Below are 18,408 nucleotides of genomic sequence, written 5' to 3' on the forward strand. Positions count from 1 at the left end.
TGCAATGAGGCGGCTCAGGAAGCAGACGGCCACCAATGCTCGGCCGTCGTGCGGATGACGCGCGCCGCCTGAACGCGGACGTCGTCCATTTCATTGCCATCGTCGTCGTCGTCGGCAGACCCCATCTCGCGGGCCACCTTGAAGGGCCAGGTCGAGATGCGGCCTGTGCGTGCGCGGGGCTGCAGCGGCTGCAGCCGGGAGAAAAAGAGAACCTGCGCAGAGGGCGCAGGCGGAGTGGCGGTGGTCATGGAGGGCGCCCCGCTGTTGTTCTTGGAGACGACGAATTTTAGAGAAATACTGTATTTATGTACAGTATATTTGTGGTCTCCAAGGACGCGTGGAAAGCCCCGTTCCGGGCCTTCCCGCGGCCGTTCTCTTACGGCTGCACGGGGCCGCCCAGCAGGGCGTCGAGGTCGATCGCGGCGGCCATCGCCCTGTAACCGGCGTCGCCGGGGTGCAGGTGATCGCCGGAGTCCATCGCGGCCTTCATGCGGATCGGGCGGGCCGGGTCGCGCAGCAGGGCGTCGAAGTCGACCACGGCGTCGAAGGCGCCGCTCTCGCGAATCCAGCGGTTCACGGCCTGCCGCACCTTGTCTTTTTCGGGCGAGTGGTGGCCGGCCAGCGGCGTGCCTTCCAACGCACGTTCGTTGGGGGCGATGGTGGCGCCCATGATGCGCACGTTGTGGGCATGGGCCATCTCGATCAACTGGCGAAACCCCCGGATGACTTCTTCGGCACGCACGGCGGGCTCCTGGGGCGCGAACGGGCCGCCCGGCCAGCCGATGTCGTTGGTGCCCAGCATCACGACCATGGCGCGCACGCCGGGCTGTGAGAACACGTCGCGGCCGACGCGCTCCAGCGCGGCGCGGCCCATGCCGTCTCTCAGCAGGCGGCCGCCGGAGTTGCCAGCGTTGAGCACGCCCACGCCACGCCCTGCAAGGCGCTCGGCCAGCGCATCGGGCCAGCGGGTGTTGGCGCCGGGCGTCGAGCCGTTGCCGTCGGTCAGCGAATCGCCGAGGGCGACGACGGTGGTGGGCGCCTTCGGTGTCTCGACGATCAGGCCGCTCACGTAGACGCGGGTGCTCCATTGCGCGGCGTCGGCAGGCAGGTGCGGGGCACCGGTCATGTCGCCGTCGGCCACATAGGCGATCTGGCGGGCATCGAAGTGAAAGCCCGCGGGCTGGCTCGGCGCGGGCAGGTAGAGCGACACGGCGACTTCGCCGAGCGCGGGCAGCGGCAGGTCGACCGGGTCGCTGACCAGCCGTGCACCGGGCGGCACGACAACCTCGGCCTGGCCGCCGAAGCGCACCGTGCGGTCGCTGCCTTCGACGATGGCCGAGCCTTCGGCGTGCCGGGCCATGCGCACCGCACCGACGCGCAGCGGCGAGGCGCCGCCTTCGTTGCTGATCACCACGCGCAGCCGGGTGCCGCCGATGCTCAGGCGCGCCACCTGGCGGATCGTCTGTCGATTGAACTGGAAGGGGACGCCGGCAGGCAGCACGAAGTTGCCGTCCCACAGGGGCTGGGTGGCGGCCATCCAACTGGGGCTCCAGTAGGTGGGCGGCGGCGTGTGCGTCTGCGCGGTGGATGCGGCGGCAACGCCTGCCAGCGTGAGTGCCAATGCGCCTTGGCGCAGGATCGATCCGAGTGTCGATGCGGTCATTGGACGTCCTCTAAATGGTTGGGATGGGCCGACTTTCGAGTATTCGGATACGGATGGGTAGAAGGCAAAATGGCATCAACTCCATTCTTATATCGAATGCACCATGGACACCCTGCGCGCACTCTCTGCCTTCGTGCTCAGCGTCGATCTCGGCAGCCTCTCGGGCGCGGCCCGCGCGCTGGACACCACGCAGCCCACCGTCAGCAAGCTGGTCGCGGGCCTGGAGCGTTCATTGGGCGTGCGCCTGCTGCGCCGCGCCGCCACCGGCCTGAGCCTCACGCACGAAGGGCAGCGTTTTCACGAGCGCGCCCGCCGCGTGCTCGAAGACTACGGCGACGCCGTGGCCGATGCGCGCGAGCAGGTGCAGCAGCCGCAGGGCCTGCTGCGTGTCAGCGCGCCGGTCACCATGGGGCAGCGGTATCTCAATGCGATGGCGGTCGAATTCCTGCGCCTGCATCCCGAGATCCAGCTCGAGTTGGTGCTCGACGACCGCTTCGTCGATCCGCGCGAAGAGCGCATCGATGTCTCTTTGCGCGTGGGCGGCGCATTGCCGCCCGATCTGGTTGCGCGCCATCTGGGCACGTGGCCGCGCGTGCTCGTCGCATCGCCCGACTACGTGGCCTTGCGCGGCAAGCCGCGCAATCCGCAAGACCTCGTGGCCCACGACTACCTGCGCTATGCGGCTGGCGACGACGGTGTGCTGCTCAGCGGCCCCGACGGCCCGGTGGCCGTGCCGGTGCGCAGCCGCTACCGCGTGAACAACGCGGTGGCGCTGCTCGACAGCGTGCTCGCGGGCGCGGGCATCTCGCTGCAGCCCACGTGGATGGTGGCCGACCTGCTGGCCGAAGGGCGGTTGGTGCGGGTGCTCGGGCGCCACACCGGCCCCGCGCAAGACGTGCATCTGCTGTATGCCCCGCGCCGCCACCAGCCGCTGCGGGTGCGCGTGCTGGTGGACTTTCTCGCGCAGCGGGTGGCCGGGTTGCCCGGCGCCGCCCGCAAGCCTGCTGCACCGGTCGGTTAGTGTCAGTTGGTCAATTGAGCGGCAACCGCAGGTAGGTGCCGCGCAGTGGGTCCTGGCCCACGCCGGGCTTGCTCCAGTCGCACACGCCACTCGGGAAGATCGTTTGCAGCCGCGCGAGGTCGGCACCGGCAATGGTCACCTTGTAGTCGGCGGCGTCGACCGGCTTGAGCTGGCACTTGAGCACGTCATTGACCAGTGGTGACCCGGCCGTCAGGCGCGGCGTGCTGAAGCGCGGATAGACCACGTTGCACTGTGCGGCGGGGTCGGTCGATGCCACTTCGTCAATGCGCGTGCCGCTGGGGTCCCAGCAGGCGTCGTTGGCACCTGTCGGCTTGTTGCGCACCACCTTGTCGGTGGAGGCGGGGGCCGGGTCGGCGGCCATGTTGTCCAGCCACTTGTTGACCAGATCGAGCGAGGCCGACATGTAGTCGACGGGCGACTTCGATCCCAGCGTCCAGATGATCTGGTTGTCGCTGCGGCCGTTGGCGCGCTGCAGGCGGGCACGGATGATCAGGTCTTGCATGGTGTCGTGGATGTCGCCCACCGCATCGGCGTTGCCGCGTTGCGTGATGATCGGGATGTTCGCCAGGCCCGGGCCCTTGAAGCTGTTCTTGAAGCCGCCCGCGTAGGTGAGCTTCAGCGCGTCGGGGTCGGCCTCGGAGCGTGCAGCCTGCGTGTTGCCATCGCCGTCGAAGCCGCCGACCTTCTGGTTCAGGTCGAGAAACTCCGTCACCGAGATCGCGCCGCTGTTCAACGCGGCCAGGCCGTACTGCACGCCGATGTTGTCGAGCGGGCGCCGGGCCTCCTGCGTGCCGGCGCGCTTGCCGAGCAGGTTCACGTTGGTCTGGAACAGGTCGCAGCGGATGCCGTTGGGGTTGGTGGTGCGGTTGAACACGTTCGATGCGTTGGCCGGCTCGAGAAAGCCGCAGCCCGCCGCGTTGTCGGACTTGATGATGCTCGCGAAGGCCGCGTCCCAGCTCATGCAGGTGGTGATACCGCTCTTTGGGTCGGTGTTGAAGCCGTTCACCGCGGTCTGCTTGGCGGTGGTCCAGGTGGCTGCGTCGAGCTTGTAGACGTTGTTCAGCAGCCGGCACTCCATCACCTCGGGCATCAGCGTCTCGGGGAACGACACGATGGGCTGGATGCCGTCGAGCAGGCCCGGGTAGAGCTGCGCGATCAGGTATTGCTGGATGGCGCCGCCCGAGCCGCCGAAGCCGACGGTCCACTTGGGCACGGTGCCGAACTCCTCGATGACGTGCTCCTTCAGCATCATCAGCGTCTCGCCCTGCAGGTGCGGGTTGGCGTGCTGGTTGTTCCACAGCTCGGTCGAGTTCATGAAGGCGAAGCCGCGCGACAGCTGGATGTGGCCGGCGTCGCCGAGGATCGATTCGATGGGATGCACGCCCTGGTTGTACTGGGCCGAGCCGCAGCAGTCGAAGTACACGACCAGCTTCTTGTTCCAGCCGGTGCCGGGCTTCCAGGTGGCGGGTGCGCCCTTGGCCGGGTTGTCGAGCACTGCGAGCCGGTACACGCCGCGGTTGATGGTGCCGGACTCCACGCGCACGATGTAGGGCACGGTGTTGCCGTCATTGGTGGTTGTGGTCACCAGGTCGGCCGGGCGCGGGCCGGTCGGGTCGTTCAGCGGCATGAAGGTGTTGGCCTTCGTGCGGTAGTACCAGACCACCTGCGTGGTGGCCGAACAATCGGCATCGAGCGGGTTGCCCAGGCCGTTCTGCACGGTGCGGCATTCGTAGGGCGAGATGTGCGGGCCCGAGAGAATCGGCCCGGTGATGGGGTAGTTGACCAACTGGGTCTCGGTGCGCTGCGCGGCGTTGTCGGCATTGCTCACCACCAGCGAGTTGGCGCTGCCGGTGGTGCTCGTCGCATCGGTCGTGAGCCCGGTGACGAGCCCCCGCAGCACGCGGGCCTGGCTGTCGGCCACCGGCACCTGCGAGGTCACGTCCTTGCCGTTGAGGCTCACGCGGACCTTGTCGAGTGCCACGTCGGCGGGCGCGGTGATCTCCAGCAGCGTGTCGCCGCCGCTGATCATGTCCGGCGGCGACGACAGCGTCTTCACCTGGAATGCGGCCGGCGGCGGCGGTGCTGGCGTGGCAGGCGGCGCGGGTGGGGCGCTGGGGAAGAGGGGAAGCACCGAGCTGCTGGAACCTCCGCCACAGCCTGCGATCAGCAGCGCGCCCGCCATCGCGAGGCTTCCGGCAACGATGCGGGGCGGGGCCCAAGGAAAAACCCGCTTGCGCGGGGGGCGGGGTGTAGCGAACATGGATGTCTCTCCTGTGTTGTGTAGGTGTAGGGAAAGAATACGGATGGACGTTTCGGACCGCGGTCGTTGCGACGACAGATGACACGCGAATTGCTACAGGTAATCCCTGATCCCTCCGGCGGCTCTTCCGGGCCCGCCATGGAAGAGATGGTGCGGCGCTCGACGTGGGCGCAGGCCCTGCCGCACGCCGACCTGGAGCACGTGCTCGGCAGCATGCAGGAGCGGCAGTTCGCGCGCGGCGGCTGCATTGCGCGCGCCGGCCAGCCGGTGGAGCACTGGATGGCGCTGATCGATGGCTTCGCCAAGATGTCGGTCGCGTCGGAAGACGGCCGGGTCTCGACGCTGACCGGCGTCTCGGCCGGTGTGTGGTTCGGCGAAGGCTCGCTGTTCAAGCACGAGGCGCGCCGCTACGACGTGTTCGCGCTGCGGCCTTCACGCGTGGCGCTCATGCCGCGCCGCACCTTCGAATGGCTGCGCGGCACCAGCGTGCCCTTCAACCACTACCTGCAAGACCTGCTGAATGCACGCCTGAGCCTTTTCATCGGCGCGCTGGAACACGAGCGCCTGCTGGACACCGACGCCCGCGTTGCGAACTGCCTGGCCAGCCTGTTCAACCCCGAGTTGTATCCCGATGCGCCGCGCACGCTGCAGGTCGGGCAGACCGAAATCGGCCTGCTCGCGAACGTGTCGCGGCAGCGCGTGAACGTGGCGCTGCAGCGCTTTCAGGCGCTGGGGTTGATCCGCCTCGAAACGCGGGGGCTGACGGTGCTCGACCCGGGTGGCCTGCGCGGCTACCGGGCGAGCTGCCGCCCGGCCTGAGCCTGCTCGCTCGCTGGCTCGCCGGCGCCCAGGTTCAGGTGCTGCGAAGGTTGCGGGTGCCGACCGGCGTGTCGGGGCCGGTGCGCACGTTGCGCTCGATGAACTCTCGCGCGATCGCCTCCACGTTGGCCGGCGCCGGGGCATTGAACGACATGCGGTACTTCAGCAGGCGGCCGTTGCGTGCCGTGAGGTAGGTGTAGGAGTCGTAGGCCTTGTTGTCGCGGGCATGCACGAGCCGGAAGGAGATCGTGCGAAAGGTCAGCCCTTCGATCTGCACGTCGCGCGTCGGCCCGATCTTGGCGCTGGCGTACATGCCCTGGGTGGTGGCGCGCTGCACCTCGGCAATGGTGCTCTTGAAGTGTTCGTCGAACTGCGGATCGGCGACGCCCGGCAGCCAGTTGGTGCGCTTCATGTCGTACACGTAGACGTCGATCCAGCCGATGCCGCTTTCGTAGCGGTGGCTGTTGCCCAGACCGGCATTCAACGCGTCGTAGGACCGCGAGTTGATGTACTGCCACTGCACGCCCGTGGGCTGGGGCGCCGTTGCCGCTTCAGTGGGGTGGGCAGATTGGGCGGTGGTGGCCGGCCCGCTGCCGGGTGCGGTCGCGCAGGCGGAAAGCAGTCCGGCGAGCAGGAGGGCGAACAGCATCTTCATGATCGGACTCCGGAGGCGAAGAATGAGGCGGTCGTGGAATCGGTCGGTCAGTCGGCCCTGACCTCGAAGTAGGCCTCGTCGGCCTCACCGAGCGCGCGGAAACCCGCCGTCTTGGCGGCTTCGTAGGCCTTGGCCCAGCTGGCGGCCAGCGCGATTTCTTCCTTGGTGAGTTCGTCGGCGCTCGATTCGCTGGCGTTCTCGAAGGCCTTCAGCGCCTGTTCGACGCCGTCGCCCAGCAGCTTGTCGAGTTCACGCCGGAAGCGCGATTCGGCGGTGGCGATGACGTCATGCGGCGCATCGGGAAAGTCGATCAGTTTCACGGTGTAGCTCATGGCCGCATGCTAAGTGATGACTGTGGCGGTGGCGAGGCACTTTCGACGCGGCCCTACGATGTCGGCTCGTTCAACGAACCGTGTGCTTCTGATGGAACCCCTTCGCATTTCCACCGACATCCACGACCAGGACGTGGCGCTCATTCACCGCTTCCTGTCGCAAGAGACGGCCTGGGCCCGGCAGATACCCTTCGAGACGGTGCGCGCGTCTGTCGAGAACTCCCTGAACTTCGGCGGCTTCGTCGGCACGGCCCAGGTCGCCTATGCGCGCGTGATCTCCGACTACGCCACCTTTGCCTATCTGGTCGACGTCTTCGTGCTGCCGCAGCACCGGGGCAAGGGCTACAGCGCCGCGCTCATGGCCGCGGTGATGTCGCACCCGCGGCTCCAGGGGTTGCGGCGGTTCATGCTGGCCACGAGTACCGCGCACGGGCTGTACGAGAAGTTCGGCTTTGCATCGCCGGCCAAGCCGCAAACGCTCATGGAGCGTTATGTGCCGGACCTCTACAGTTCTGCCGCCTAGCCCGTCCTCTTTTCTGTCTATTCCTCTTGCGCCACCACAAGCAGCACGGACGCCTGCTGCTTGCCCACCGACGTGATCTTGTGGGGAATGCTCGAATTGAAATGCGCGCTGTCGCCCGCATTGAGCAGCTCGACGCGCCCCGCGAGCTGCAGGCTGACGCGGCCCTTGAGCACGTACAGCAGCTCTTCGCCCTTGTGATGGCTCATCGGATGGTTGCGCACCGGCTCCTCGGTGGGCGTCAGCACGAACGCGACCATGCGGCGGTCGGGCGAGGCGCCTGACACCACGCGCGGCGTCTTCGCGCGCGCGTCCGACGAGGCAGTGGCCTGCGCACGGCTGATGAGCACCGGGTCGTTGTCGGACGGCTCCGCGAACACTTCCTCGACCTGCACGTGCAGCGCCTTGGCCAGCTTCAGCGCCGCGCCGACGGAAGGGGTCGAGATGCCTCTTTCGAGCTTCGATACATAGCTGCGGGTCAGGTCGGCGGCCTGCGCCAGCTCTTCGAGCGTCAATCCAGCCTGGACGCGAAGCAACTTCAGTTTGATGGACATATGCTTTTCTTTTAAGACACTTGTGTCCTAAAATCTTCTTTGTTTCCTGCCTTGAACAACCTTCGCGGGGTCGGCCCGCTATCTGAGGAGTATGGTATGACGGTACGCACGCGCCTTCGGGCCCTGTTTGTCATCTCGTTCGCCGGCGCGCTGGCGCTGCTGGTGTCCGCTTCGCCGGCCCACGCCCAGCAGGCCTATCCGGCCAAGCCCATCCGGCTCGTGATTCCGTTCGGAGCGGGCGGCATCACCGACGTGGCCGGGCGGCTCATCGGCCAGCATCTCGGCGAGGAACTGAAGCAGTCGGTCATCATCGACAACAAGGCAGGGGCGGGCGGTGCCATCGCCGCGCAGGCCGTCGCCCAGGCCGCGCCGGACGGCTACACGCTGCTGCTGGGCACGGTGGGCACGCAGGTGGTCAACAAGATGCTCTACAACAAGCTCAACTACGACCCGGCGTCCTTCACGCCCGTCTCGCTGGTGAGCAACTCGCCCTACGTGCTCGCCATCAACGGCATCGACGGCGTGAGCGACCTCAAGGGCCTGATCGGTTACGCCAAGGCGCATCCGGGCAAGCTGAACTTCGGCTCCGCGGGCAACGGCAGCTCGCCGCACCTGGCGATCGAGCTGTTCAAGCTGGCGACCCGGACGGACATCGTGCACGTCCCCTTCAAGAGCGGCGCCGAGGCGGTGAACGCGGCCATGGGCGGCCAGGTGCAGATCGTCATCGACGCCATTCCCGTCATCCAGCCGCAGGCCAGGACGGGGCGGCTCAAGATGCTGGCCATCGCCGCGAACCATCGCAACGCGGCGGTGCCCGATGTGCCGACCAGCGCCGAGCAAGGGTTGCCCGACTTCCAGATCGGCTCGTGGAACGCGATCGTCGCCCCGGCGGGAACGCCGCAGGCGCAGGTCGATGTTCTCAACCAGGCGTTGGCTCGCGCGCTGAAGCGCCCCGCCGTGGTTGCCCGCCTGGCCGAGCTGGGCATCGAGCCGATGGTCACCGGCGTGCCGGCCTACCTGGCCCACGTGAAGAGCGAGACCGCCAAGTGGAGCAAGGTCGTCCAGGCCGCTGGCACGAAGCTGGACTGACACAGGGCGCTCGACATGAAGCTCTATGACACCCAACGCTCCGGCAACGCGTGGAAGGTGCGGCTGCTGGCCGGCCTGCTCGGCATGCCGCTGGAACGCGAGACGCTGTCCATCGATCGCGGCGATCTGCGAAGCCCCGGCTTCCTGGCGATCGCGCCGATGGGGCAGGTGCCGGTGCTCGCGCTGGACGACGGCACGCACCTGGGCGAGTCGATGGCGATCCTCTATTTCCTGGCGCAGGGCAGCCCGTGGTGGCCGAGCGATGCGGCCCGGCAGGCGCAAGTGCTGGCGTGGCTGTCGTTCGAGCAAGAGCGGCACATGAAGCCCTTGGCCCAACTTCGCCTGCACCTTGCGCTGCATCGCGACCGCGATCCGGCCAGCGAAGAATTCGTTCGCTTCGCACACGAAGCCAGGCAGTCGCTGCAGATCCTGGACGTCCAGTTGTCGCGCCAGGGCCCGAAGGGCTGGGTCGCCACGGCCGATGCGCCGAGCATTGCCGACGTGGCGCTGTACCCCTACACACGATTGGCGCCGATGGGCGGCATCGCGCTTTCGGCCTACCCGGCCATCACGGCGTGGCTCGGCAGAATCGAGCAACTGCCGGGCTACCAGCCGCTATTTCCCGGTGCGCCGGAAAAGAACTTTTCCACCAGCGAATCCGTATGAACAAGGACAACACCATGGCATCGCAAGACACTTTCGAACTCAAGAAGGACGAACTGATCCAGCAGTCGTACGCGCAGATGGACACGCACCTGGCGGACAGCAGCTACACGCTGCGCCAGAAGCTGGCCTTGACCTGCCGCATCCTGTTCGACAACGGACACGACTCCGGCCTTGCGGGGCAGATCACCGCACGCACCGGCGCGCCCGGCGAGTTCCTGACGCAGCGGCTCGGGCTGGGCTTCGACGAGATCAGCGAAGGCAACCTGCTGCGTGTCGACGAAGACCTGAACGTGCTCGAAGGCGACGGCATGCCGAACCCGGCCAATCGCTTTCACTCGTGGGTGTACCGCGCGCGCCCCGACGTCAACTGCATCATCCATACGCACGCCGCCCACGCCTCCGCGCTGGGCATGCTCGAAGAGCCGCTGGTCATCTCCCACATGGACAACTGCGTGCTCTATGACGACGTTGCGTTCGTGGGCAAGTGGCCGGGCATTCCGGTGGGCAACGAAGAGGGCGAGTTCATCTCGGCCGCGCTTGGCAGCAAGCGGGCGCTGCTGCTCTCGCACCACGGGATGCTCGTGGCCGGTGGCAGCGTGGAAGAGGCCTGCGTTCTTTCGATCGCCTTCGAGCGCGCCGCGCGCATGCAGCTGTTGGCATCGGCCGCGGGCAAGATCCAGCCCATCGACCCCGAGCTGGCCAGGGAAGCGCACGACTGGATCTTGCGGCCGCGCCGCAACGCGGTCGCGTTCGGCTACTACGCGCGCCGCTCGCTGAAAGATCCGCGCAATGCGGATTGCCTGAAAAAGGCCTGAAGGTCTGAAGGCCCGGGCTTCAGTCCTGCGTGGCCTCTTCAGACAGGGGCACGTTCAGCCCGACCTTGACCCGGCTCATCGCCACCAGCGTGTTGAAGCGCTTGACGTTGTTGTTCTCGAAGAAGAGTTCGCGCGTCAGTCGGGTGTATTGGCTCATGCTCCGGACCGCGAAGATCAGCACGAAGTCGCAGTCGCCCGCCACGTAGTAGCACTGCTGGATCTGCGGGCAGGCCTGGAACGTGCGCTTCATCGCGTCCAGCAAGTCGACGCGCTCGCTCTCGACATTCACCTCGACGATCACCGTCAGTTCGCAGCCGACCGCATCGGGGTTGATGATGGCGGCATGGCGCTCGATGACGCCTTCGTCCGCCATCCGCTTCAGCCGTCGGTTCACGGCCGCCGTCGAAAGATTGACCTGCTGGCCCAGCTCGCCTTGCGGAATGCGCGCGTCCTGCTGGACCAGTTCGAGCAGCTTCAGGTCGTAGGCATCCAGGCGTGTGGTCATGCGTCGAAACGGGCGGAAAAAGCGAGGAGGGATTGCATATGCGCATGCGCCAACGCGAAGAAATTCGCGGGGTGCACTCTTACGATTATGCGCATCACACAAGGAATTTCGCCATGCTGGTCACCAACCCAAGAGCCCTTCGAGACGCGTATCCGGACGCGCTGAAAAGCATCATGTGCATTGCCGAAGCACGGCACACCCGGTCCTGGCTTTCGCGCTGGAACTTGCTCTCGCCGCAGCCGACGCCGCTGTGGCAATTGCCGGACCTGGCCCGCAGGCTGGACGTTGCCGAGGTCCACGTCAAGGACGAATCCGTGCGTTCTTCGCTGGGCAGCTTCAAGGCGCTCGGCGCACCGGCGGCGCTGGTGCGGCTGGTCGTTCGCCGCCATCCTTCGTGGGTTCCCGAAGATGTTCTGGCTGGAGTGCATCGCGATGAACTGGGCGACCTGGTCGTCATCAGCGCCACGGATGGCAACCACGGCCGCGCGCTGGCCGCCGCCGCCCGCAGTGCGGGCGTGCGCTGCGTGATCGTCCTGCATCGCCACGTCAGCCTCGAGCGCGAGCGTGCGATTGCGGCGTTCGGCGCCGAGATCGTCCGCATCGAGGGGAACTACGACGCTTCGGTCGCCCACGCGGCGCATCTGGCCGAACGCCAAGGCTGGCAGGTCATCTCGGACACCGCATATCCGGGCTACGAGGAAGTGCCGCGCGACGTGATGCAGGGGTACGGCACGATGATCGACGAAGTGCTGCAGCAGGCGGGGCCGGCATCGCAGGCGTGTCCCTTCACCCACGTGGTTCTTCAGGGCGGCGTCGGTGGCCTGGCCGCCGGGGTCGCGAGCTACTTCTGGGAACGGTTCGGCGTGCACCGGCCCACCTTCATCGTCGTGGAGCCGCGCCAGGCCGACTGCCTGATGCAAAGCGCGCTGCAAGGCCGGCCGGCCGTGGCAACGGGCAGTGTCGATTCGGTGATGGCGGGCCTTGCGTGCGGCGAGACATCCACCCTGGCCTGGCGCTTCCTGGAGCCATCGGTGGACTGTTTCGCCGCCATCGAGGACGGCCATGCGGTCGAGGCCATGCGCTGGCTCGCGCAGGGCAGCCGCCTTGATCGGCCCATCGTCAGCGGCGAGTCGGGCGCGGCCGGCGCGGCGGCGTTGCACTTGCTGGCGCTTTCGCCTGCGTGGCGGCAGCAGGCGGGGCTCGGTGCCGATTCGAAGGTGCTGCTGATCAACACCGAGGGCGCGACCGCGCCCGGCGTCTATGCGGAGCTTGTGGGGCGCACGGCTGATGAGGTGCTGCAGGCGCAGCGGGAATGGGCGCGGGCCGGGGCTGCCTGATGGTCTCGCCAGGTATCCAGAATTGATTCCGGGTGCGAGCCATTTCCGCGGCCGGGCCATCGGCATGCAGCGGGAATGTTGGGCCGGCGCCGGGTAGGCCCCGACGACGGCAATGGCCACGTCAACAGCCGGCACATGTCATCCGTTAACGGCGAGGGAGGCCGTCTCCCTCACCCTGGATGGAATCACATGAAAAAGCTTCTTGTTACCCTGGCCGTTCTGCTTGGTGCCGCGAGCGCCTTCGCGCAAGCCGACAACGGAATCACCGTGAGCACCGATCCGGCCCGCGCCGCCGCGGTGGAAGCCCGTGCCCAGCAACTGCAGGCACGCCCCGCGGAAAAGCCGATGGCCATGCACGAGCATGCGGCGCCCAAGATGCACAAGCACCGGGCCGGCCACCATCACGCCAAGAAGCACTGAGCCAAGGCCACGGCCGCCCTGGCGGCCTGACGCTAAAGTCCGTCCTGCTCACACCTGAGGAGGACGCGACGTGAACATCCGTGCCGGGCAGCTTTCCTGCCTTCTGCTTTTGCTTCTTGCGGCCGCAGGCCCGGTCACTGCAGGAACCATCACGTGCGTTCCGGGGCCGGGCGGCGGTGCCGGCTCTTCCTTTAACTGGGTTCGCAGGATATCGATCGACGAGCACTCGCGAACCGTGCTCATGGACGTCGTGCGCTCCAGGACGAAGGACGCCGAGACCATGGGCAAGATGCGGGCCGAACTGGTGAGCATGGAAGACACGCAGTCCGGCGAGCCGATCTATGTCTTCAACTCCATTCCCGCACCGGGCGTGGAGGCCATGAATCTCTTCAAGCTCTTCAAGGCAGGCGAGTGGCACCTGATCGGTGCCGGCGTGACTTTCGTGAGCAAGGTGCCCGCGTTGCGCGCGGTCGAGCAAAGCGCCGTGTTCGACTGCAAGCGTTCCGGGCTGGGATAAGCGTCACCCGCCATCGGGGAGATGTATCCGAACCGGCCCCGGTGTGACATTTGGGCACGCTCTTCACAAGCGCGACGTCCGCGCTTGAAAGGGGCCGGCCGTTGTCTCTGCATCGGGACTGTTCCCGCCTTTCAGGAGACGACGTGATGGCTCATCGAACCTTTCTCAAGCTGGCTGCCGCGAGCGTGATCGCAGCAGGAGCCCTGTGCGCCGCGGCCTCGGCGAGCGCCGGCACCAGCTGGTCCATCGGTGTGAACGTGCCCGGTGTCGTGGTGAGCGAACCCGCCCCTGTGTATTACGAGCCGGCGCCCGTGTATTCGCGGCCGGCGCCGATCTACTACCAGCCGGCACCGCCGGTGCGCTATCAGCCGCCGGCTTACTACGCGCCGCCCGCCGGTTACTACGAGCGCGAATCCCGATGGGACGAGCGCCGCGCGGAACGCCAGGAATGGCGCCGCCGCGAGTGGGCGCGTGAGCACTATCGCCGCTACCACGAAGACCGCGACGACTGATCCTGCTGCTTGCGGCGGCGTCAGGCCGCGGCGGTGGTCGCGATCACCCGGCCGCGTCCGAGCGCCTTGGCGCGGTACAGTGCTTCGTCGGCCTGCGCGAGCACTTCGTCGACGTTCTTCACGCCATCGCTGGTGGCCACGCCGATGCTGACGGCAAAGGTGCCGACCGCGGACAGCGGCGAATCGGAGGGCAGCGGCTTGTCGATGCCTTCCTTCAGCCGTGCCGCGATGGACATGGCGTCCGCCATCGCCGTGTGGGGCAGCAGCACGACGAACTCTTCGCCGCCGTAGCGCCCGAGCAGTCCCTTCGTGCCGATCACCTGCTGCATGCGGCTGACCGCCTCGCGCAGCACCGCGTCGCCCATCTGGTGGCCGAAGCGGTCGTTGATGCTCTTGAAGTGGTCCAGGTCGACCATCAGCAGCGCGGCGGGCCGCCCGGGTGCGCCATGGCTCGCGGCGAATTCGGCCAGGCAGGCGTCGAGCAGCGCACGCCGGTTCAGCACGCCGGTCAGCGGGTCGCGGGTGGCGAGGTATTCGAACTCGGTGTGCACGCGGTCGGTGGCCATCAGCACGACGGCGATGGAAAGAAACAGCACGCTGAAGGAATACATGGTGAGGTAGACCGACTGGATCCACGTCGCTTCCATGATGCCGCTGCCGGCCATTCCCAGGATCACCGACACGAAGCGCACGCCGGCCACCAGCGCCTGGGCCAACAGCAGGCCGATCATCAGCCGCATGCCGTACACCGGGACCTTGTGGCGCATGTAGAGCATCGCGTGGGAGACGAACAGCAGCGTCACCGCAAAGGTGACGATGGCCAGGCGCGTCTCGAAGTCGGGCCGGACGCTGCTGAACCAGAACATGAGCACACCCAGCAGCAGGTTCAGCGCCGTCCAGGCCCGGGTGTCGCTGCGGCCCCGCAGAAACTGCTGGCTTCCCGCGTAGTAGAGGATGCAGGCCTGAAACAGCACCATGTTGGCCACGACGATCGTGGCGAAGTCGGGCAGGAAGCCGCGCGCGGCGAACAGCAGGGTGCTCACGAACGCAACCAGCGGCGCCCGGGACCATTCGCTCAGCCCGCGGATGCTGGACGGGTAGCTGCGACGCATGAAGAACAGCACCAGCGACATCATGATGCCCATGAGACCTGCCAACAGGATGGTGGAGCGGGGATCGAAGAGGTAAGGCAGGTAGCCCATGGTGGGTCGATGTGTGCGTCGCGAAGGAGGCGGGTGCCGGCCTCCCGGGCGGGGCAAGATCTCGGTCGACTGTGTCTTGGTCTTGAGAAGGCTGGAGGATATCGACTCGACGCTGTGGCCGGAAGCCGATCCGGCCGCCCGTCCTGAGATTGCGAACAATCGACGGCAAATGTTAATGCCAAGGGGCTACTTGCGTGGCATGCCGATGGAACGCACCAATGAAAAAGCCCGCGCGAGGCGGGCTTTGGTATGTGGTCGTGAACTCTCACGCGGTCCACGGTTACGGCAAATATTCAATTGCGGAAGTCACTTGTTGTTTTTTTCGTCGCTGTGACTTCGACGCGCCGGCGTGAGATTCGGCTTGCCTGGCCAGGCAACACCCGGAGCGTGTCCGAGCGAGGCGGGATTGTATCAGATAGCTTGGGTCTATCTATTTTGGGGCTTCCTAGCTGGTTTTTGCTATGGCCCGCATGAAGATTGCCAAACCCCGGCGACCCGTCATCACGGCACCATCGAAGCCTACTGACGGAGAGCATTCATGAACACATTCAGAAAATTCGTGGGCGGTGCCATCTCGATCGCCGGGGCCGTGGTGCTCGTGGCCCAGCATCTTTGACGCCGAGGCGCGATCTTTTCGCTGCGCCCACTGTCGTCGTCGTCACGACGCGCGCACGGCGGCGCGAAGGAAATCGATGAACGCGCGGACCTTCTCGGGAACATGCCGGGTGTCCGGGTAGAGCGCATACACCGACTGCACCGGAAAGCGATGGTCGGGCAGCAACCGGCGCAGGCGTCCCGCGCGGATGTCATCCCGCACCAGCCATTCGGGCAGCAGTGCAACGCCTGCGCCCTGCAGTGCAAACGCCCGCAGGGTCGAAGCCGAATCGGTCACGATCATCGCGGCGGGGGCGTCGATCTCCAGCGTGGTCCGGCCGCCTTGCGGGGTTTGCAGCGGCCAGCGCCGCGGAGCGGGCAAGCGGCTGTGCCCGAGCCATTGCGCGCGGCCCAGTTCGTCCGGCGTCGCGATCTTCTTGCCGGGTACACGCTTGAGATAGTCGGGCGCCGCCACGGCGACGATGTCGAAGGTCTCGATCAGCGAGGCCCGGTAGCTTGAATCTTCCAGCCGGCCGAGGCGGATCGCCAGGTCGAAGCGCTCCGAGATCAGGTCTTCCCGCTGCGAAGACGACGCGTGCCGTATCTCCAGCAATGGGTTTTCGCGCGCAAAGGCTGCGAGCGCGGGCACCACCGCATGCACGCCGTATTCCGTGGTCGTCGTGATGCGCAGCGTGCCGCCCAACCCCACGTGCGCCTTGCGTGCGGTGTCGATCGCCTCCTGCGCTTCTCGCAGCACGTTCTGGCAATCGCGATAGAAGCGCTGGCCCACGTCCGTCAGCACCAGGCGGCGCGTGCTGCGCGTGAGCAATGACACGCCCAGCTCGGCTTCGAGCTGCTTGATGTTGAAGCTCACGACCGCCTTGCTCTGCGTCAGCTGCTCGGCCGCAGCCGTGAACGAGCCGGCCTCGACCACGGCAACGAAGGCGTTCAGGCGGTTCAGGCTGACGTTGTTCATCGCATCCACTGTCAAATTTGATAAGACAGTGTAGTCACGATTAGCCCGTTTATCGAAAGCCTTCAGCTGCTTAAGCTCTCGCCTTTCTGAAGACGGAGCACGTCGTGTCGTATCGAAAAAAGGTGGCAGCCCTTTATCTGCTCGGGTTCTTCGTCGACCTCGTCAACATGTTCATCGCCAACGTGGCGTACCCCGACATTGCACGCGCGTTCGATGCGTCCATTGCCACGCTGGCCTGGGTCGGCAATGCCTACATCCTCGGGCTGACCCTGGTGATTCCGCTCAGTGGGTGGCTGGCGCGGCGCCACGGCAGCAAGAACATCTTCATGCTGTCGCTCGCGGTGTTCATGCTCGCCACGCTCGGTGCGGGCACCGCCGACACAATCTCGGCGCTGATCGCATGGCGCTTCGTTCAGGGGCTGGGCGGCGGCCTGCTGATTCCGTTGGGCCAGACGATGGCCTATCGCCTGTACCGCCCCGACGAGCGCGCAGGCCTGTCGAGCCTCATCATGCTCGTGGGCCTGCTGGCGCCGGCGCTGTCGCCCGCCTTGGGCGGCCTCGTGGTCGATGCGCTCTCGTGGCGTTGGATCTTCTTCCTGACCGTTCCCCTGGCCGCGTTGACGCTGTTGCTGGCCTGGCATTGGCTGAGGCCCGAACCTGCGAGTGCTGTTCGCACGCCGCTCGATCTCGCGGGGCTGGCCAGCGGCGCCTTGGCCATCGCGCTCGCATTGCTCGGCCTGACCATGCTCGGCGAGCAGGCGCATCACGCGATGGGCGCGGTGCTCCTCGCCGCCGGACTGCTCGTGTTCGCATGGCACGTGCGTGGCGCGCTGCGCAATGCGCATCCGATTCTCGACTTGCGGCTGGTGCGCGATCCGCTGTTGCGCGTGTCGATGCTGGTCTACCTGCTCGTGCCGGGTGTGTTCATGGGCGTGAGCCTGATCGCGATGTTCTGCCTGCAGACCGTGATGGGCATGTCGCCATCGCACACCGGCCTGCTGATGCTGCCGTGGTCGCTGGGCGCCTTTCTCGGCATCTCGCTCACCGGCAAGAACTTCAACCGGGTCGGACCCAGGCCGCTGTTCCTGTCTGGCGCGCTGCTGCATGGCGCCGGCATCGCGCTGCTGGCCGGCGTGTCGCAGCCACTGCAGTGGCCCTTGCTGATGGCGGCCTACACCCTGATGGGCTTGGGCGGCAGCCTGACCAGCAGTGCCGCGCAAAGCACGGCTTTCCTGCAGACCGCCGATGCGCAATTGGGCGAGGCCAGCGCGCTCTGGAACATCGGGCGCCAGATCAGCTTCTGCTTCGGCGTGGCGCTGCTGAGCGTGCTGCTCAATCTGCTGCTGGGCCTGAACGGCATCGCCGACCCTGGCGATCCGGCCATGAGCGCGCGCACGACCCATGTGTTCCATCTCTGCTTTGCCATCGCCGCCGCCAGTGCGGTGCTCCCGATCCTCCTTTGCATGCGCATCGGCAACGCGGACATCCTGCGTCGCCTGCGGATGCAATCTCACCTGAAGACGCAACCATGACCATGACACCCATCCATACCTACGTTCAGGAAATCGCCGACACCTGTGTGCTGATCGAGCGCCTGTTCAATGCCTCCGCGCCAGACGATGCGACCCACGCCGAACTGCTCGCGCACTTCGCGCCCGAGTTCTCGATGCTGACGACCGGGGGGCAACGGCTCGACCGCGCGGCGTTGGCGCATTTCTTCGCAACCATGACGGGCCGCAAGCAGGGACTGAAGATCGATGTGGCAGACCTTGCGCTGCTACACGAAAGCGAACGCGGCGCCGTGCTGACCTACGCGGAGACCCAGACGCTGAACGGCGACGTCGAAGTCCGGCTGGCCACCGTGCTGCTCGACAGGCAAGAGGGCGGTGCGCTGCGTTGGCGACACCTGCAGGAAACCACCCGAACCTGA

The 18,408-nt window shown here is 66.6% G+C and carries 21 protein-coding genes; 12 read left to right on the plus strand and 9 right to left on the minus strand.

Annotated features, from left to right (window positions below):
* Positions 1-14 precede the first annotated feature (14 nt).
* Positions 15-248 (minus strand): hypothetical protein, encoded by a 234-nt coding sequence (locus BLQ28_RS04555; protein ID WP_093237340.1) that lies wholly within the window; start codon positions 246-248, stop codon positions 15-17.
* A 128-nt stretch (positions 249-376) separates the two neighbouring features.
* Positions 377-1,663: an SGNH/GDSL hydrolase family protein gene (locus BLQ28_RS04560; RefSeq protein WP_093237341.1), complete on the minus strand. Its 1,287-nt coding sequence runs from the start codon at positions 1,661-1,663 to the stop codon at positions 377-379.
* A 103-nt stretch (positions 1,664-1,766) separates the two neighbouring features.
* Between BLQ28_RS04560 and BLQ28_RS04565 the strand changes: the two genes are divergently transcribed.
* Positions 1,767-2,684 carry a LysR family transcriptional regulator gene (locus BLQ28_RS04565; protein ID WP_093237342.1) on the plus strand — a complete coding sequence of 306 codons (918 nt, stop codon included), beginning with the start codon at positions 1,767-1,769 and terminating at the stop codon, positions 2,682-2,684.
* Between the two features lie 10 nt (positions 2,685-2,694).
* On the opposite strand, the gene BLQ28_RS04570 is transcribed toward BLQ28_RS04565, so the two are convergent.
* On the minus strand, positions 2,695-4,965 hold the full coding sequence (locus BLQ28_RS04570; RefSeq protein ID WP_143012414.1) for a DUF6351 family protein: 2,271 nt from the start codon (positions 4,963-4,965) through the stop codon (positions 2,695-2,697).
* 138 nt (positions 4,966-5,103) lie between these two features.
* On the opposite strand from BLQ28_RS04570, the gene BLQ28_RS04575 reads away from it, so the two are divergent.
* The gene (locus BLQ28_RS04575; protein ID WP_256327163.1) at positions 5,104-5,784 is read left to right on the plus strand and encodes a Crp/Fnr family transcriptional regulator; all 681 of its coding nucleotides are present in this window, start codon (positions 5,104-5,106) and stop codon (positions 5,782-5,784) included.
* Between the two features lie 34 nt (positions 5,785-5,818).
* On the opposite strand, the gene BLQ28_RS04580 is transcribed toward BLQ28_RS04575, so the two are convergent.
* Complete coding sequence (locus BLQ28_RS04580; protein ID WP_093237345.1) at positions 5,819-6,439, minus strand: hypothetical protein; 621 nt, start codon at positions 6,437-6,439, stop codon at positions 5,819-5,821.
* A 47-nt stretch (positions 6,440-6,486) separates the two neighbouring features.
* Entirely contained in the window at positions 6,487-6,771 is a 285-nt protein-coding gene (locus BLQ28_RS04585; RefSeq protein ID WP_093237346.1) for a hypothetical protein, read from the minus strand.
* 91 nt (positions 6,772-6,862) lie between these two features.
* On the opposite strand from BLQ28_RS04585, the gene BLQ28_RS04590 reads away from it, so the two are divergent.
* Positions 6,863-7,294: a GNAT family N-acetyltransferase gene (locus BLQ28_RS04590; RefSeq protein ID WP_093237347.1), complete on the plus strand. Its 432-nt coding sequence runs from the start codon at positions 6,863-6,865 to the stop codon at positions 7,292-7,294.
* Between the two features lie 17 nt (positions 7,295-7,311).
* On the opposite strand, the gene BLQ28_RS04595 is transcribed toward BLQ28_RS04590, so the two are convergent.
* The gene (locus BLQ28_RS04595) at positions 7,312-7,845 is read right to left on the minus strand and encodes a helix-turn-helix domain-containing protein (RefSeq protein ID WP_093237348.1); all 534 of its coding nucleotides are present in this window, start codon (positions 7,843-7,845) and stop codon (positions 7,312-7,314) included.
* Positions 7,846-7,941: 96 nt separating this feature from the next.
* Here BLQ28_RS04595 and BLQ28_RS04600 point away from each other — a divergent pair, with 96 nt between their 5' ends.
* Genes BLQ28_RS04600 through BLQ28_RS04610 form a run of 3 tightly spaced genes read left to right on the plus strand, consistent with a single transcriptional unit; the run spans position 7,942 to position 10,415 of the window.
* Positions 7,942-8,934 (plus strand): Bug family tripartite tricarboxylate transporter substrate binding protein, encoded by a 993-nt coding sequence (locus BLQ28_RS04600; protein ID WP_093237349.1) that lies wholly within the window; start codon positions 7,942-7,944, stop codon positions 8,932-8,934.
* A 15-nt stretch (positions 8,935-8,949) separates the two neighbouring features.
* Complete coding sequence (locus BLQ28_RS04605) at positions 8,950-9,600, plus strand: glutathione S-transferase family protein (RefSeq protein ID WP_093237350.1); 651 nt, start codon at positions 8,950-8,952, stop codon at positions 9,598-9,600.
* A 14-nt stretch (positions 9,601-9,614) separates the two neighbouring features.
* The gene (locus BLQ28_RS04610; RefSeq protein WP_093237716.1) at positions 9,615-10,415 is read left to right on the plus strand and encodes an aldolase; all 801 of its coding nucleotides are present in this window, start codon (positions 9,615-9,617) and stop codon (positions 10,413-10,415) included.
* A gap of 19 nt (positions 10,416-10,434) precedes the next feature.
* Here the strand turns inward: BLQ28_RS04610 and BLQ28_RS04615 are convergent, their stop codons facing one another.
* Positions 10,435-10,920: an Lrp/AsnC family transcriptional regulator gene (locus BLQ28_RS04615; protein ID WP_093237351.1), complete on the minus strand. Its 486-nt coding sequence runs from the start codon at positions 10,918-10,920 to the stop codon at positions 10,435-10,437.
* A gap of 113 nt (positions 10,921-11,033) precedes the next feature.
* Here BLQ28_RS04615 and BLQ28_RS04620 point away from each other — a divergent pair, with 113 nt between their 5' ends.
* The 4 genes from BLQ28_RS04620 to BLQ28_RS04635 all read left to right on the plus strand — a co-directional run bounded on the left by BLQ28_RS04620 (position 11,034) and on the right by BLQ28_RS04635 (position 13,706).
* Positions 11,034-12,257, plus strand: a complete 1,224-nt coding sequence (locus tag BLQ28_RS04620; RefSeq protein ID WP_093237352.1) for a diaminopropionate ammonia-lyase — start codon at positions 11,034-11,036, stop codon at positions 12,255-12,257.
* A 189-nt stretch (positions 12,258-12,446) separates the two neighbouring features.
* A complete protein-coding gene (locus BLQ28_RS04625) occupies positions 12,447-12,677 on the plus strand; it encodes a hypothetical protein (RefSeq protein WP_093237353.1) in 231 nt (76 codons plus the stop codon).
* A 70-nt stretch (positions 12,678-12,747) separates the two neighbouring features.
* On the plus strand, positions 12,748-13,194 hold the full coding sequence (locus BLQ28_RS04630; protein WP_093237354.1) for a hypothetical protein: 447 nt from the start codon (positions 12,748-12,750) through the stop codon (positions 13,192-13,194).
* Between the two features lie 146 nt (positions 13,195-13,340).
* Positions 13,341-13,706 carry a hypothetical protein gene (locus tag BLQ28_RS04635; protein ID WP_371126563.1) on the plus strand — a complete coding sequence of 122 codons (366 nt, stop codon included), beginning with the start codon at positions 13,341-13,343 and terminating at the stop codon, positions 13,704-13,706.
* Between the two features lie 20 nt (positions 13,707-13,726).
* Here BLQ28_RS04635 and BLQ28_RS04640 read toward each other — a convergent pair whose 3' ends face one another.
* Positions 13,727-14,908 (minus strand): GGDEF domain-containing protein, encoded by a 1,182-nt coding sequence (locus BLQ28_RS04640; protein ID WP_093237356.1) that lies wholly within the window; start codon positions 14,906-14,908, stop codon positions 13,727-13,729.
* A 658-nt stretch (positions 14,909-15,566) separates the two neighbouring features.
* Positions 15,567-16,478, minus strand: a complete 912-nt coding sequence (locus tag BLQ28_RS04645; RefSeq protein WP_093237718.1) for a LysR family transcriptional regulator — start codon at positions 16,476-16,478, stop codon at positions 15,567-15,569.
* A gap of 104 nt (positions 16,479-16,582) precedes the next feature.
* On the opposite strand from BLQ28_RS04645, the gene BLQ28_RS04650 reads away from it, so the two are divergent.
* The gene (locus BLQ28_RS04650) at positions 16,583-18,010 is read left to right on the plus strand and encodes an MFS transporter (protein ID WP_093237357.1); all 1,428 of its coding nucleotides are present in this window, start codon (positions 16,583-16,585) and stop codon (positions 18,008-18,010) included.
* Positions 18,007-18,408 (plus strand): DUF4440 domain-containing protein, encoded by a 402-nt coding sequence (locus BLQ28_RS04655; RefSeq protein WP_093237358.1) that lies wholly within the window; start codon positions 18,007-18,009, stop codon positions 18,406-18,408. The genes BLQ28_RS04650 and BLQ28_RS04655 overlap by 4 nt, the downstream gene beginning before the upstream one ends.

Origin of the sequence: Variovorax sp. EL159 (genome assembly GCF_900100965.1) — a bacterium.
GTDB lineage: Bacteria > Pseudomonadota > Gammaproteobacteria > Burkholderiales > Burkholderiaceae_C > Variovorax.